At 67.5% G+C, this 12,221-nt stretch carries 14 protein-coding genes; 9 read left to right on the forward strand and 5 right to left on the reverse strand.

Features of this window, described 5'->3' with window-relative positions; genetic code table 11:
• Positions 1 to 29: 29 nt before the first annotated feature.
• A complete protein-coding gene (locus tag KUG39_RS02775) occupies positions 30 to 713 on the reverse strand; it encodes a Coq4 family protein (protein ID WP_216912654.1) in 684 nt (227 codons plus the stop codon).
• A gap of 55 nt (positions 714 to 768) precedes the next feature.
• Entirely contained in the window at positions 769 to 1,683 is a 915-nt protein-coding gene (locus KUG39_RS02780) for an urease accessory protein UreD (protein ID WP_216912655.1), read from the reverse strand.
• A 110-nt stretch (positions 1,684 to 1,793) separates the two neighbouring features.
• On the opposite strand from KUG39_RS02780, the gene ureE reads away from it, so the two are divergent.
• The 3 genes from ureE to KUG39_RS02795 are packed head-to-tail and all read left to right on the forward strand — an operon-like array spanning position 1,794 to position 4,041.
• Positions 1,794 to 2,348: an urease accessory protein UreE gene (gene ureE, locus KUG39_RS02785; RefSeq protein ID WP_216912656.1), complete on the forward strand. Its 555-nt coding sequence runs from the start codon at positions 1,794 to 1,796 to the stop codon at positions 2,346 to 2,348.
• Positions 2,345 to 3,028, forward strand: a complete 684-nt coding sequence (locus KUG39_RS02790) for an urease accessory protein UreF (RefSeq protein WP_216912657.1) — start codon at positions 2,345 to 2,347, stop codon at positions 3,026 to 3,028. Before ureE ends, KUG39_RS02790 begins: the two co-directional genes overlap by 4 nt.
• Positions 3,028 to 4,041 carry an ABC transporter substrate-binding protein gene (locus tag KUG39_RS02795; RefSeq protein ID WP_216912658.1) on the forward strand — a complete coding sequence of 338 codons (1,014 nt, stop codon included), beginning with the start codon at positions 3,028 to 3,030 and terminating at the stop codon, positions 4,039 to 4,041. The genes KUG39_RS02790 and KUG39_RS02795 overlap by 1 nt, the downstream gene beginning before the upstream one ends.
• A 24-nt stretch (positions 4,042 to 4,065) precedes the next feature.
• Here the strand turns inward: KUG39_RS02795 and KUG39_RS02800 are convergent, their stop codons facing one another.
• On the reverse strand, positions 4,066 to 4,935 hold the full coding sequence (locus KUG39_RS02800; protein ID WP_216912660.1) for an MlaD family protein: 870 nt from the start codon (positions 4,933 to 4,935) through the stop codon (positions 4,066 to 4,068).
• Between the two features lie 2 nt (positions 4,936 to 4,937).
• Positions 4,938 to 5,558, reverse strand: coding sequence for a hypothetical protein (locus KUG39_RS02805; RefSeq protein ID WP_216912662.1), 621 nt, complete (start codon positions 5,556 to 5,558; stop codon positions 4,938 to 4,940).
• A gap of 50 nt (positions 5,559 to 5,608) precedes the next feature.
• On the opposite strand from KUG39_RS02805, the gene ureG reads away from it, so the two are divergent.
• The 6 genes from ureG (at position 5,609) to urtE (ending at position 11,783) form a co-directional block, all read left to right on the forward strand.
• Complete coding sequence (ureG, locus tag KUG39_RS02810; RefSeq protein ID WP_094585308.1) at positions 5,609 to 6,223, forward strand: urease accessory protein UreG; 615 nt, start codon at positions 5,609 to 5,611, stop codon at positions 6,221 to 6,223.
• A gap of 226 nt (positions 6,224 to 6,449) precedes the next feature.
• Positions 6,450 to 7,745: an urea ABC transporter substrate-binding protein gene (urtA, locus tag KUG39_RS02815; protein WP_190610093.1), complete on the forward strand. Its 1,296-nt coding sequence runs from the start codon at positions 6,450 to 6,452 to the stop codon at positions 7,743 to 7,745.
• A gap of 139 nt (positions 7,746 to 7,884) precedes the next feature.
• Positions 7,885 to 9,042, forward strand: a complete 1,158-nt coding sequence (locus KUG39_RS02820; protein ID WP_094585310.1) for an ABC transporter permease — start codon at positions 7,885 to 7,887, stop codon at positions 9,040 to 9,042.
• 60 nt (positions 9,043 to 9,102) lie between these two features.
• Complete coding sequence (gene urtC / locus KUG39_RS02825) at positions 9,103 to 10,209, forward strand: urea ABC transporter permease subunit UrtC (protein WP_094585311.1); 1,107 nt, start codon at positions 9,103 to 9,105, stop codon at positions 10,207 to 10,209.
• A 70-nt stretch (positions 10,210 to 10,279) separates the two neighbouring features.
• Positions 10,280 to 11,026, forward strand: coding sequence for an urea ABC transporter ATP-binding protein UrtD (gene urtD / locus KUG39_RS02830; protein ID WP_094585312.1), 747 nt, complete (start codon positions 10,280 to 10,282; stop codon positions 11,024 to 11,026).
• A 31-nt stretch (positions 11,027 to 11,057) separates the two neighbouring features.
• Complete coding sequence (gene urtE, locus KUG39_RS02835; RefSeq protein WP_190610091.1) at positions 11,058 to 11,783, forward strand: urea ABC transporter ATP-binding subunit UrtE; 726 nt, start codon at positions 11,058 to 11,060, stop codon at positions 11,781 to 11,783.
• Between the two features lie 93 nt (positions 11,784 to 11,876).
• Here urtE and KUG39_RS02840 read toward each other — a convergent pair whose 3' ends face one another.
• Complete coding sequence (locus KUG39_RS02840) at positions 11,877 to 12,149, reverse strand: FmdB family zinc ribbon protein (RefSeq protein ID WP_094585314.1); 273 nt, start codon at positions 12,147 to 12,149, stop codon at positions 11,877 to 11,879.
• Between the last annotated feature and the right edge of the window lie 72 nt (positions 12,150 to 12,221).

The raw sequence follows: 12,221 nt of genomic DNA on the forward strand, positions 1-12,221 counted from the left end.
CGCGGCTGGGTCGAGCGCATCAAGCCCGCTCAGGGCTGGTCGATCCCATAGGGCTCCCCATCCGCCGGCAGGGTCACCCCCAGCCGCTGCCGCCACTCCGCCACTGGCAGCTCCCAGCCGTCCTCCCACCGGACCGTGGCGAAGGGACGGGCGATGAAGCCGATCGTGGTGCCATGGCTGATCGACCGGCTCAGGGTCTGGTAGCCGTCGAGCTTGAAGCGGAAGCCGGCGATCTGGGCCGCGTGCGTGAGGCTCACGTAGGCGGGGAAGCCGATCTGGGTGGCGGTGATGGCCAGCACGCCGTTCTCCCCCACCGGCGTCGTGCCGAAACCGCTGACCACATGGTGGATGTCGTGGGTGGTGGCGATCCGCTGGGTGAGCCAGCGGCCCTCCGTGTCGACGGGGCGGGGGCGGAAGAATTCGGGGTCGTAGTTGAACCGGCGGATCAGGGCGGCGTAGGTGCGGCCGAGGCTCCCCTCCGGCAGCGTCTCGAGCCGCTCCAGATCCGGTTGCAGGGGCGGATAGCGCTCGTCCATCATCTCTGCCCCGCCCGGCAGGGCCCGGAAACGGGCGATGCAGGCCTCCATCTGGGGCGTGTCCAGGAAGCTGTCCACCAGATCGGCGATCCGGGCCAGATCCCCCTGGCTGCGGCCCACGGCGATCAGCTGGCGCGCCTGGCCCAGGGCCTGCAGGGAGAGCTGGAAGCGATGCATCGGTGGGGCTGCGCCTGGGGCGAACCTAGGCCCGCTGTTGCGCCTGGCCGGGGGATCACCAGCTGCGGGCCGGGACCGGCAACGGCGGTTCCGGATCGAGCGGCTGCTCCTGGAACGGCCAGACCCGGGGCAGCACCGGAGCCGCCAGCCCCCGCTCCGCCCGGATCCGGGCCCAGATGCGCGTGAACCAGAAGCGGGCCGCCTGGGTGGAGCGGCCCCGGTAGCGGGCCACCAGGCCCCGCTCCAGCCGGCCGCAGGCCATCGCCCCCTCCAGACCATGCCGCTCGGCGCGGCAGGCCTCCAGCAGGGACTCGCCCACCGGCCCCGGGGCGGCCCACACCAGGCTGGCGAACACCGGCTGGCCCCCCAGGCCGTGGGGGCTCTCCAGGCTGGCGCCGCCGAGCTCCAGCCGGTCCACCAGCTCCCACTGGCCCTGACGCCGGATCTCCAGCAGTGAGCGCCAGCGGCCGGATCCGAGCGTCTCGCCATCGGCGCTGCGCCCCAGCCGCACCACCTCGGCCCCCAGCCAGCTGGCCCCGTCGGCCAGCTCCACCCGGCAGGTCTGCTGGAACAGGCCATCCCGGAAGACCACCAGCTCCTGGGGCAGCCACTCCAGGTCGGCCCCCGCGGCGAGGCGGAAGTCGAGGGTCTGAAAGGTCCAGCTGCCGGCGGGGACCCGCCGGGAGCGGCCCACGGTTCCGTAGACCTTCTGGGCCGCCACGCTGGTGATCAGGGCCCGGCTGCCGGCGCCGAGGTCGGCCTCGATGGCCAGCTCATCCCCCCCCACCAGGCCGCCGCCGGTGTGCAGCAGGGGCAGTTGACAGCGGCCATCGGCAGCGGCGAAGGCCCGCTGGATCTTCAGCGGCGCCGTCGCTCCGCCCTGGTGCCGGGTGGCACCGTCCGCGCCGCCGGTGGTCTCGAAACGAAGCCGGGCCTGGGCTCTCCAGGGGGCGGGAGCGGTGAGCTGCATGGCGGTGATCGTGGGACCCCGGGGGCCTGGATTTGGTAGCGCCCGACACAGGGCCGCCGGCCAACGGCTGGCCAGGCTGCCCGAACCACCCTCCCCCGCTGGCCCGCTCGATGCCCGGCCCCACGGTTCCCCACACCACGACTCCAGACACCACGGCTTCCCTGGTGCTGGTGCGGCACCTGCGTCACAGGGAGGTCCCGGGGCCCGATCCTGGGGGGCCGGCGGATCCGCCGCTGCGGTTGCCGCTCCGGGCCGACGAGCGCACGAGCCTGCGGGGCCATCGCCGCAGCGCCTGTGGACGGGACCTCCTGCTGCAGCTGCCCCGGGGCGCGGCCCTGGAACCCGGCGACCGGCTGGCACCGGAGGCCGGTGGGCCCCTGGTGGTGGTGGAGGCCGCCGATGAGCCGCTGATGGTGGTGCGGGCCGCCGACCCCCTGGCCCTGCTGCAGGCGGCCTATCACCTGGGCAACCGCCACGTGGCCATGGAACTGCACCGCAACGAGCTGCGTCTGGGTGTCGACAGCGTGCTCGAGGATCTTCTGCGGCATCGGGGACTGACCGTGGAGCGGATCACCGGGCCCTTTCTGCCCGAACCCGGGGCCTACGAAGGGTCCGGTCACGCCCACCAGCACGATCATGGTCATCACGGCCATTCCCACCCATGAGCGTTGCCCGGCTGCGGCTGTTCCAGCTCGTCAGTCCCGCCTTGCCGGTGGGGGCGTTCAGTTATTCCGAAGGCCTGGAGGTGCTCGTCCAGGCCGGTGAGCTGGGCGATGCCGAGGGCGTGGCCCACTGGCTGGAGGCGGAGCTGGCCCGGGGGGCGCTGGCGATCGAGGCCGCCAGCCTGAACCGGCTGATGCAGGCGCTCACCCGATGGCGTGAGTTCCCGGAGGGACCGGCCCGCCAGGAGGTGCTGGAGCTGGACGGCTGGCTGCTGGCCCAGCGGGAGGCGGCCGAGGTGCGGGCCCAGCAGCGCCAGATGGGCCGTTCCCTGCTGCAGCTGCTGGCCGACCTGGATCTGCCCCTGCCTGGAGACCTGCCCCCTCGGCTCGCCTGGCCGGCGGCCTGGGCCTGGGCCGGGGTGGCCCTGGCCATCGCGCCCGAGGAGGTGGTCGAGGCCTACCTCTACGGCTGGATCGCCACCCAGCTCAGCGCCGCCGTGCGGCTGGTGCCCCTGGGCCCCACCGAAGCCCAGCGGCTGCAGCTGGCCCTGGCGCCCACCATCGCCGGCCGGGCGGCGGAGCTGGTGGCGGCCGATCCCGAGGCCCTCTGGAACGGGGGTGTAGGGGCGGGACTGGCCCAGCTGGGTCATGGTGAGCTGTATTCCCGGTTGTTCCGCAGCTGATGGCCACCACCGCAGGGGCCAGCCGGCGGCGGGCGCTGCGCCTGCTGGGCGGTGCCGCCGCCGCCGCTGCCCTGGTGGCCGCCGGATGCCAGGCCCGCCGCCGGCCCCCGGGCCCGCCGCGGCTGGGCCTGATCCAGTACGTGCGGGGGGCCGCCCCCGATGCCGCCCGCCGTGGATTCGTGCAGGCCCTGGCCAGGGCCGGCTTCCGGGCGCCGGCCGGCGTGATCCTGCTGGAACGCTTCAGCGAGGGCAGCATGGCCACCTGCCGCGCCCAGGTGAAGGACCTGCTGGAGGCCGGGGTCGACATGCTGGTGGCCATCGGCACCCCGCCCCTGACGGCGATCCTCGCCATCGCGCCTGCGCGGGTGCCGGTGGTGTTCCTGTATTGCTCCAACCCCTGGGGGGCCGGGGCCGGCACCAGCTACACCCGCCACCGGCCCAATGTGGTGGGCACGGTGAGCACCAGTCCCCTCGCCGAGCAGCTCGACCTCGCCCGCCGGATCACCCCCGGCCTGTCGAGCGTGGGGCTCGTCTTCCATCCCTCCGAAGCCAACGCCAGCTTCGAAGCGGAGCTGCTGCGCCGGGAGGCGAGCCAACGCTCGATCGCCGTCGTGATCGAGCCGGTGGCGGGGCCGGCGGAGGTGGCACGTGCCGCCGACGCCCTGGCCGCCCAGCGGGTGGGAGCCCTGGTGCGGGTGGGTGACTACGCCACCAGCGTGGGCTTCCCCGCCCTGGCGGCGGCCGGCCTGCGCCATCGCCTGCCGGTCTATTCCGTCGATCCCGCCGACATCACCGTGCCGGGGTGCCTGGCCGTGGTGGGCTGGGATCCGCAGGCCGATGGGGCCCAGGCCGGAGCTCTGGCGGTGCAGGTGCTGCGCGGCCGTTCCCCCGCCACGATGGCCTTCGAGCCGGTGACCCGGAAGCTGCTGCTGCTGAATCGCCGCACGGCCGGGGCCATCGGGGTGACGTTCCCACCGGAGCTGCTGCGTCAGGCCGACAGGGTCGAGGGGTGACGCCGCCGGCGGCCATCCCGGCGATCAGCGGCCGCGCTCACCGCGGGGCTCGCCGGTCCGCTCGATCAGTTCGATCACCCAGCTCTCGTTGAGCGTCTTCACCAGGCGGTTGGTGGCGCTGGCCATGGTGGAGAGCTCGCGCAGGGTCTGGAGCAGCAGCGGCCGCGTCTGGGTTTCGGTGCTCTCCAGGCGCCGGATCAGGGCGGACAGGTCGGCGGCGGTGCCGTCGGCGCGGTCCTCCAGCCGCTCGGCGAGGGCGCGGGTGGCCCCCAGGGTGCGGTTGAGCTCGCTGCTGCTGCGACGGGTGTCGGCCTCCAGGCGCGTCGCCAGGCGGCGGCTGGCGACCAGGGTGCGATCGAGCTCGTCGAGGCTGCGGGGCAGGCGGGTCTCCGCCAGGCTCAGCCCGCTGCTGACGGCCCGCTGCAGGGGGATGCGGCTGCTGGCCACCTCGGTGAGCAGGTCATCGATGTCGGGGCGGCTGGTGAACACGAGCGTCTCGCCATCACCGATCGGGGGCTGGCCGATCGCCGCCGGGTCGGGGGTGATGGCGATGTAGCTGTCGCCCAGGAGCCCCAGCTGGGCCAGTTCCGCCCGGCTGCGGCGGCCCACCATGGAGCGGTAGGGGTCCCGCAGCTCCAGTTCCACCAGCACCTGGGCGTCGGGCTGCAGAACGATCCGGCGCACCTGGCCGACGGCGAATCCCGAGATCTTCACCGCCATGCCCGTCTGCAGGCCAGCGGCATCGAGGGTGCGGAACTGCAGGCGGACGCTGGGGGCGAGCCAGTTGCCGGCGCGAGCGATCCCCAGCACGAACACCCCCAGCAGGGCCACCGCTCCCGCCAGGAAGACCAGGCTCTGGGCGCCGGGGCGCCGCGGCTGGGCGGTGCTGGCCACGGTCAGTTTCCTCCCATGCGCAGGGGATCGACCGCAATCGTCCAGAGCAGATCGAGGCAGACCATCACCCCGATGCCGAGCCGCAGCGACCGGGCCATGCGGGACGCCATGCCCGCAGCGTCGCAGGAGCCGCGGCGGGCCTGGTGCAGGCAGATGGCGGCGCAGATCCCGCCATAGGCGCCCGCCCTGACCAGGGCGGCCGCGAAGCGGGCCGGCTCCAGCTGGCCGATCAGGAAGCCCACCTCCCCCGCCACATCCCCCTGGTTGAGCGTGAGGCTGGCGGTGATGATCACCGCCGCCATGAAGTAGAGCAGCAGCACGACGCTCAGCAGCCCGCTGGCCAGCAGGTCGGGCCCCCAGGAGCCGGGGGGGCGCCGGTCGCCGAGCAGCAGCGGACCATCCCGGAGCAGCAGCAGCAGGCTGACCAGCAGCGGGGCCAGGAACAGCAGGGCCCGCACCGCCAGCAGTTCGATCGTGAGCCTGGAGAGCTGCTGCAGGGGGCTGCGCAGCAGCTCGATGAAGCCGAGGCAGACCACCACCCCCGTGCCCACCACGGTGGCGACCAGGCGCCCATCCAGCCGCTCGAAGCGACGGCTCAGCGTCGGGATCGGTCCGTCACTCACCGCAGCCCTCGGCGCTGGCGTCAGGATGGCACCCATCCTGGATCGGGGCGATGGGCAGCAAACTGAGGGTCGGTGTGGCCGGGCCGGTGGGATCGGGCAAGACGGCCCTGGTCGACGCCCTCTGCCGCCGGCTGCGGGAGCGGCTGCAGCTGGCGGTGGTCACCAACGACATCTACACCCAGGAGGACGCCCAGTTCCTCACCCGCGCCGGCTCCCTGGCCCCCGAACGGATCCGGGGCGTGGAGACCGGCGGCTGCCCCCACACCGCCATCCGGGAGGACTGCTCGATCAACCGGGCGGCGGTGCAGGAGCTGGAGGAGGCCTTCCCGGACCTGGACCTGGTGCTGGTGGAGAGCGGCGGCGACAACCTGGCGGCCAGCTTCAGCCCGGAGCTGGTGGATCTGTGCATCTATGTGATCGACGTGGCCGCCGGCGACAAGATCCCCCGCAAGGGGGGCCCCGGCATCACCCGCTCCGACCTGCTGGTGATCAACAAGATCGACCTGGCCCCCATGGTCGGGGCCAGCCTGGCGGTGATGGAGGCCGACACCGAGCGGATGCGCGGCGGCCGGCCCTGGTGTTTCACGAATCTGCGCAGCGGTGAAGGCCTCGATCGGGTCGAGAGCTTCCTGCTGCGGCAACTGCCCGAACCGCTGGCCGTCTGAGCGTTGCACCGGATCGGTCAAGCCTTCTGGTATTCCCCTTTCAGCCGCTGATCAGAAAAACCGTAGGTAATGCAACATATCGACAGCTCAGCGACGTTCAAATCCTCACTCCGGCAAGCCCTGGGCGGCTTTCTGTCTCATTGGATACCGGGGGTAACCACGTCCTTCCTTACCTTTCCCTTTGCCGTCGGTTACGGCGACTACAATTCATCTTGAACAGGCTTCAATGTCTCTGCATCTTTCAAGGCGACTGGCAGCTGCAATCGCCGCAACTGCTGTGAGCGTAACCCTCGTCTCCTGTGGGGGCGAGTCCGGTTCCGGCGGCAATTTTGATGGGGAAGTGAAGGTCGGCATCCTTCATTCCCTCAGTGGCACCATGGCCATCTCCGAAACGACTTTGAAAGAAGTCGAGGAGATGGCGATCAAGGAAATCAATGACGCCGGCGGCGTCAAGGTCGGCGGCAAGTCCTACAAGATCGTCGCTGTCTCTGAAGATGGCGCCTCCGACTGGCCCACCTTCGCCGAGAAGGCCCAAAAACTGATCGACTCCGACAAGGTCGCCGTCGTCTTCGGTGGCTGGACCTCCGCCAGCCGCAAGGCGATGCTGCCGGTCTTCGAGTCGAAGAACCACATGCTCTTCTACCCGATTCAGTACGAGGGTCAGGAGTGCTCGCGCAACATCTTCTACACCGGCGCCGTTCCGAACCAGCAGGCTGAGCCCGCGGTTCAATGGCTGATGGACAAGTTCGGCGACAAGCTCGGCAAGAAGGTCTACCTGGTCGGCTCCGATTACGTGTATCCGCGCACGGCGAACACGATCATCAAGGAGCAGATGAAGGCCCTTGGCGGTGAAACCGTCGGCGAGGACTACATCCCCCTCGGCAACACCGAGGTGGCCCCGATCATCGCCAAGATCAAGAAGGCCTTCCCCGATGGCGGGATCATCATCAACACCCTGAACGGTGACTCCAACGTCGCCCTGTTCAAACAGTTCAAGGCCTCGGGCATTGATCCGGCCAAGTACCCGATCATGTCCTTCTCCATCGCCGAGGAGGAGATCCGCCAGATCGGTCCCGAGTACACCACGGGCACCTACGCCGCGTGGAACTTCTTCATGAGCCTGGACACCCCGGCCTCCAAGAAGTTCACCGCCGACTTCCAGGCGATGTACGGCGCCGACCGCGTCACGGGAGACCCGGCGGAATCCGCCTACAACATGGTGTACCTCTGGAAGAACGCCGTCGAGAAGGCAGGCACTTTCGAAGACCTCGACAAGGTCCGCTCGAACATGATTGGGATCACCTTCGCCGCTCCCCAGGGCGAAATCAAGATGTTCCCCAACCACCACACCTCCGAGCGGGTGCTCATCGGCGAAGCGGAGCCCACCGGCCAGTTCAAGATCCTCTACGACAGCGTCAAGGCCATTCCCCCGCTGCCCTGGAACCAGTTCGTTCCCGAGACCAAGGGCTTCACCTGCGACTGGACTCAGGATCGTCCTGACGCCGGCAAGTTCAAGATGTGATCACGGCCCGGTCCGTGAATCCATGAAAGACAGGTGGCTCCTTCGGGGGCCACCCCATTCCGGCTCAGCACACCACCACGTTCGACCCGATCCAGCGTCGCCCAGGCAGCGCTGGATCTAACGTTCAACCTTCATTCCGTTGGAACTTTTCTTTTCTCAGATCCTCGATGGCCTCAGCATCGGATCTGTGCTGCTGCTCGCAGCCACAGGTCTGGCCATCGTGTTCGGATTGATGGGTGTCATCAACCTCGCCCATGGCGAATTCATGATGCTCGGGGCCTATGTCACCTACGTGGTGCAATCGGCCTTCAAGCCCATGGGTGGTGTGATCTTCGAGCTGTATTTCCCGGTCTCCCTGGTACTCGCGTTCATCGTGACGGGGCTCATTGGGGTACTGCTGGAGAGAACGTTGATCCGGCAGCTCTATGGCCGGCCCCTTGAAACGCTGCTGGCGACCTGGGGAGTCAGCCTGATTCTGATCCAGCTGATTCGAAGCGTTTCGACGGCCATGATGCTGGGCATCATCGTGGGTGTCGTTGTCGGTTTCATTATCTCGAAATTACTGGCAGCGAAGTTCTCCGAAAAACCATTCTTCACCTATCTCAACGGACTGGGCTGGGCCATCGCCATCGGCATCGGCCTGATCGCCGTCAACCTTTTCGACCAGGTCCGGCCCCTCGCCAAGCCCTGGTTCGGCCCGCGCAACATCGATGTCACCGCCCCCAAATGGCTCCAGGGAAGCTGGGGGATGATCGGCGGCATCGAACTGCCCGGCCTGCGCATCTTCATCATCCTGCTGTCAGCCCTGCTGCTGCTCGCCACCTACTGGTTCCTCAACAAGAGCGTCTGGGGCCTGCGCATCCGTGCGGTCACCCAGAACCGTCAGATGAGCAACTGCCTGGGCATCCCCACTGACCGCGTTGACAGCATCACCTTCGGCATCGGCTCCGGTCTGGCGGGAGTCGCCGGCTGTGCCATCACCCTGCTGGGTTCTGTGGGACCGAACCTCGGTGCCGCCTACATCGTCTCCTGCTTCATGGTGATCGTCCTCGGTGGTGTGGGGAACCTGCTCGGCACCGTGCTGGCCTCGCTGCTGCTGGGCATCATCCAGTCGGTGATCGGCTCGGGCACCCTGCTGACGATCTTCCCGGACATGCCATTGGCGGCCAAGGGGGTGATCGAGTTCTTCGCCACCACAAGCATGTCGCTGGTGCTGGTGTTCATCTTCATCATCGTCTTCCTCCAGTTCCGCCCCAACGGCATGTTCCCCCAGAAGGGTCGCTCGGTCGATGCCTGACCCGATCAGTTCCACCCTCTGCAGATTCCCGTTCCATCTCCCCACCAGGAGGCCCTACCTGTGAAAATCTTCCAACGACTCGTCCCCTGGATTCTCCTGGCGATCGCCCTGTTCATCCTGCCGGCAGCACTGGATGATTTCCGCCTCAACCTGTTCGGCCGCTATTTCTCGCTGGCGATCACGGCACTGGCGATCGACCTGATCTGGGGATACACCGGTCTGTTGAGCCTGGGCCAGGGCATCTTCTTTGCCCTCGGCGGCTACGCCGTGGCCATGTACCTGATGCTCAACACCAAGAGCCTCGCCGGTGGCAACGGGATTCCCAAGTTCTTCGAGAACTACGGCGTCGACCAGCTGCCCTTCTTCTGGCAACCCTTCTGGTCACCGGTGTTCACCCTGATCGCCCTGTGGGTGATTCCGGCCGTGGTGGCGGGCCTGGTGGGCTGGCTGATCTTCCGAAACCGCATCAAGGGGGTGTACTTCTCGATCATCACCCAGGCGGCTCTGATGGTCTTCTTCCACTTCTTCAACGGCCAGCAGAAACTCTTCGACGGCACCAACGGCCTCAAGACCAGCACCAGCGAACTGTTCGGCCAGCTGGTGGGCTCGCCCGACATGCAGGTGTGGTTCTACCGCCTCACGGTGGTGCTGCTGCCCCTGGCGTTTCTGGTCTGCCGTTACTTCACCAGCGGTCGCTTCGGTGATGCCCTGATCGCCATCCGCGACGACGAGAGCCGCCTGCGCTTCGCCGGTTTCAACCCCGTCCCCTTCAAGACCATCGTCTTCCTGGTGGCGGGCGCCCTGTGCGGCATTTCCGGAGCCCTCTACACCGTCCAGTCCGGCATCGTCTCGCCCCAGTACATGTCGATCTCCTTCTCGATCGAGATGGTGATCTGGGTCGCCGTGGGCGGACGGGGCACCCTGGTGGGGCCGATCATCGGCGCCACCGTGGTCAACTACCTGCGCAGCCTGGTGAGCGAGGCCCTGCCCGAAGCCTGGCTGTTCGTCCAGGGGGCCCTGTTCATCTTCGTGGTGGTTCTGATGCCCGATGGCATCTACGGCTGGATCACCAAAGGAGGCTTCCGCACCTTCCTGGCCGCCTTCGGCATCGCCAAACCTGCCAAGACCTACCCCAAGCTCGACAAGGAGGCCGTTCCTGTGGATTAGCCCTCCAGGAAGTTGCTTCCTGGCTCATCTGCTGTGACCGCTCTTTTGATTCCGCACCCTTCCGAAGTCCATGTCAGAACCTCTACTCGAGCTCAATGACGTCAGCGTGAGCTTCGATGGCTTCTATGCCCTCACCGACCTCAGCCTGAAGCTCTACAAGGGAGAGCTGAAGTCCATCATCGGCCCCAACGGTGCCGGCAAAACCACCTTCCTCGATGTCATCACCGGCAAGGTGCGGCCCACGAAAGGATCGGTGAGCTTCAAAGGCAAGTCCCTGCTTGGCGTCTCCGAGCAGCAGATCTCGCGCAACGGCATTGGCCGCAAGTTCCAGACCCCGCGGGTGTTCGAGAATCTCACCGTGCTGCGGAATCTGGAGCTCTCCGCCTCACCGGTCAAGAACGCCTTCAGCCTCCTGGGTTCCGGCCTGCCCCAGTCCTCCAAGGACGAGGTGCATCGGATCATGAACTACGTGGGCCTGGCGCCCTTCGCCACCGTCAAGGCGGGCTCCCTCTCCCACGGCCAGAAGCAATGGCTGGCCATTGCCTCCCTGGTGGCCCAGGCCCCCGAGGTGCTGCTGCTGGACGAACCCGTCGCCGGCCTCACCGATGAGGAAACCCTGCGCACGGCCGAACTGATCAAGTCCCTCGCCGGTGACCACACCGTGGTGGTGATCGAGCACGACATGGAGTTCATCCGCGACCTGGGCTTCGATGTCACCGTGCTGCACCAGGGACAGGTGCTGACCGAAGGCCCACTGGAGAAGGTCAAAGCCGACCCGCGGGTGATCGAGGTCTACCTGGGGCCGCCCGAACACTGATCGTTTCCCGACCATCACCCACCGCGAGCCCATGTCCACCACCAGCGCCCAGCCCCTGCTTCAGGTCTCCGACCTCAATGTGTATTACGGGGAGAGCCACATTCTCCGCAACGTGGATCTGACCATCCACGAAGGCAAGATGGTCTGCCTGATCGGCCGCAACGGCGTCGGCAAGACCACCTTCCTCAAGACCGTGATCGGCCTGCTGCAGCAGCGATCCGGGACGATCGCCTACCAGGACGGCCAGCTCACCAACCAGCCCCCCTACAAACGGGCCCGGGCCGGCATCGGGTACGTGTCCCAGGGCCGGGACATCATTCCCCAGGTGTCGGTCAAGGAGAATCTACTGCTGGGCATGGAGGCCCTTCCCGGTGGCCTGGAAAAGAACCGCCACATCGACCCACTTATCTTCGATCTCTTCCCGATCCTGGAGAAGTTTCTCAAGCGCAAAGGCGGCGACCTCAGTGGCGGCCAGCAGCAGCAGCTCGCCATTGCCCGCGCCCTGCTGGGCAAGCCCAAGCTGCTGCTCCTCGATGAACCCACCGAAGGCATCCAGCCTTCCATCATCCTCGACATCGAACACGCGGTGCAGCGGATCATGAAGGAGACCGGCATCAGTGTGCTGCTGGTGGAGCAGCACCTGCACTTCGTGCGCCAGTCCGACTTCTACTACGCCATGCAACGCGGCGGCATCGTCTCCAGCGGCCAGACCGACAAGCTCTCCGATGACGTGATCAAGGAATTCCTCACCGTCTGAGGAGTCCGGCCAACAGCCAGTCCCGGGTCGATGCCACCAGCGGTGGCGCGGCCCGGGACTTTTGCTTGGGAGGACTTTGGCTTCGTCTTGCGCTCAGCAGCCGCGATTGAGCATCCAGGGGCGGGTGCCGCTCTCCTTGAGCCGTGGCTTGCCGGTGGCTTCCTTGGTTTCCTTGCGGACCAGGCGGGGTTCGGACTGCTCCTGCTTCAGGCGGAACGAACCGCTGAGTGACATCACCGGCGTGAACACACGGACGCCTTCGGCGGTGCAGGTGGGGCAGTTGGTTTCCTTTTGGCGCTCATCGATGCTGCGCCAGACCTCATAGTTTTCGCAGCCGTTGCTGCAGCTGTATTCGTAGACAGGCATCGCAGGACGGGGAAAAGATAGGGCAAAGAGAAGAAGCGGCAGGCAAGAAAAAGGGGCCTGGTGTCCAGGCCC

The sequence above is a fragment of the Synechococcus sp. CCAP 1479/10 genome (assembly GCF_019038515.1).
Taxonomy (GTDB): domain Bacteria; phylum Cyanobacteriota; class Cyanobacteriia; order PCC-6307; family Cyanobiaceae; genus Cyanobium.

Excerpts from the sequence above, each read along its gene's own strand:
- KUG39_RS02840 (WP_094585314.1), bottom strand. The coding sequence starts at position 12,149 with ATGCCTGTCTACGAATACAGCTGCAGCAACGGCTGCGAAAACTATGAG.
- urtA (WP_190610093.1), top strand. The coding sequence starts at position 6,450 with ATGTCTCTGCATCTTTCAAGGCGACTGGCAGCTGCAATCGCCGCAACT.
- ureE (WP_216912656.1), top strand. The coding sequence starts at position 1,794 with ATGCCCGGCCCCACGGTTCCCCACACCACGACTCCAGACACCACGGCT.
- urtE (WP_190610091.1), top strand. The coding sequence starts at position 11,058 with ATGTCCACCACCAGCGCCCAGCCCCTGCTTCAGGTCTCCGACCTCAAT.
- ureG (WP_094585308.1), top strand. The coding sequence starts at position 5,609 with ATGGGCAGCAAACTGAGGGTCGGTGTGGCCGGGCCGGTGGGATCGGGC.
- KUG39_RS02795 (WP_216912658.1), top strand. The coding sequence starts at position 3,028 with ATGGCCACCACCGCAGGGGCCAGCCGGCGGCGGGCGCTGCGCCTGCTG.
- KUG39_RS02790 (WP_216912657.1), top strand. The coding sequence starts at position 2,345 with ATGAGCGTTGCCCGGCTGCGGCTGTTCCAGCTCGTCAGTCCCGCCTTG.
- KUG39_RS02780 (WP_216912655.1), bottom strand. The coding sequence starts at position 1,683 with ATGCAGCTCACCGCTCCCGCCCCCTGGAGAGCCCAGGCCCGGCTTCGT.
- KUG39_RS02775 (WP_216912654.1), bottom strand. The coding sequence starts at position 713 with ATGCATCGCTTCCAGCTCTCCCTGCAGGCCCTGGGCCAGGCGCGCCAG.
- urtD (WP_094585312.1), top strand. The coding sequence starts at position 10,280 with ATGTCAGAACCTCTACTCGAGCTCAATGACGTCAGCGTGAGCTTCGAT.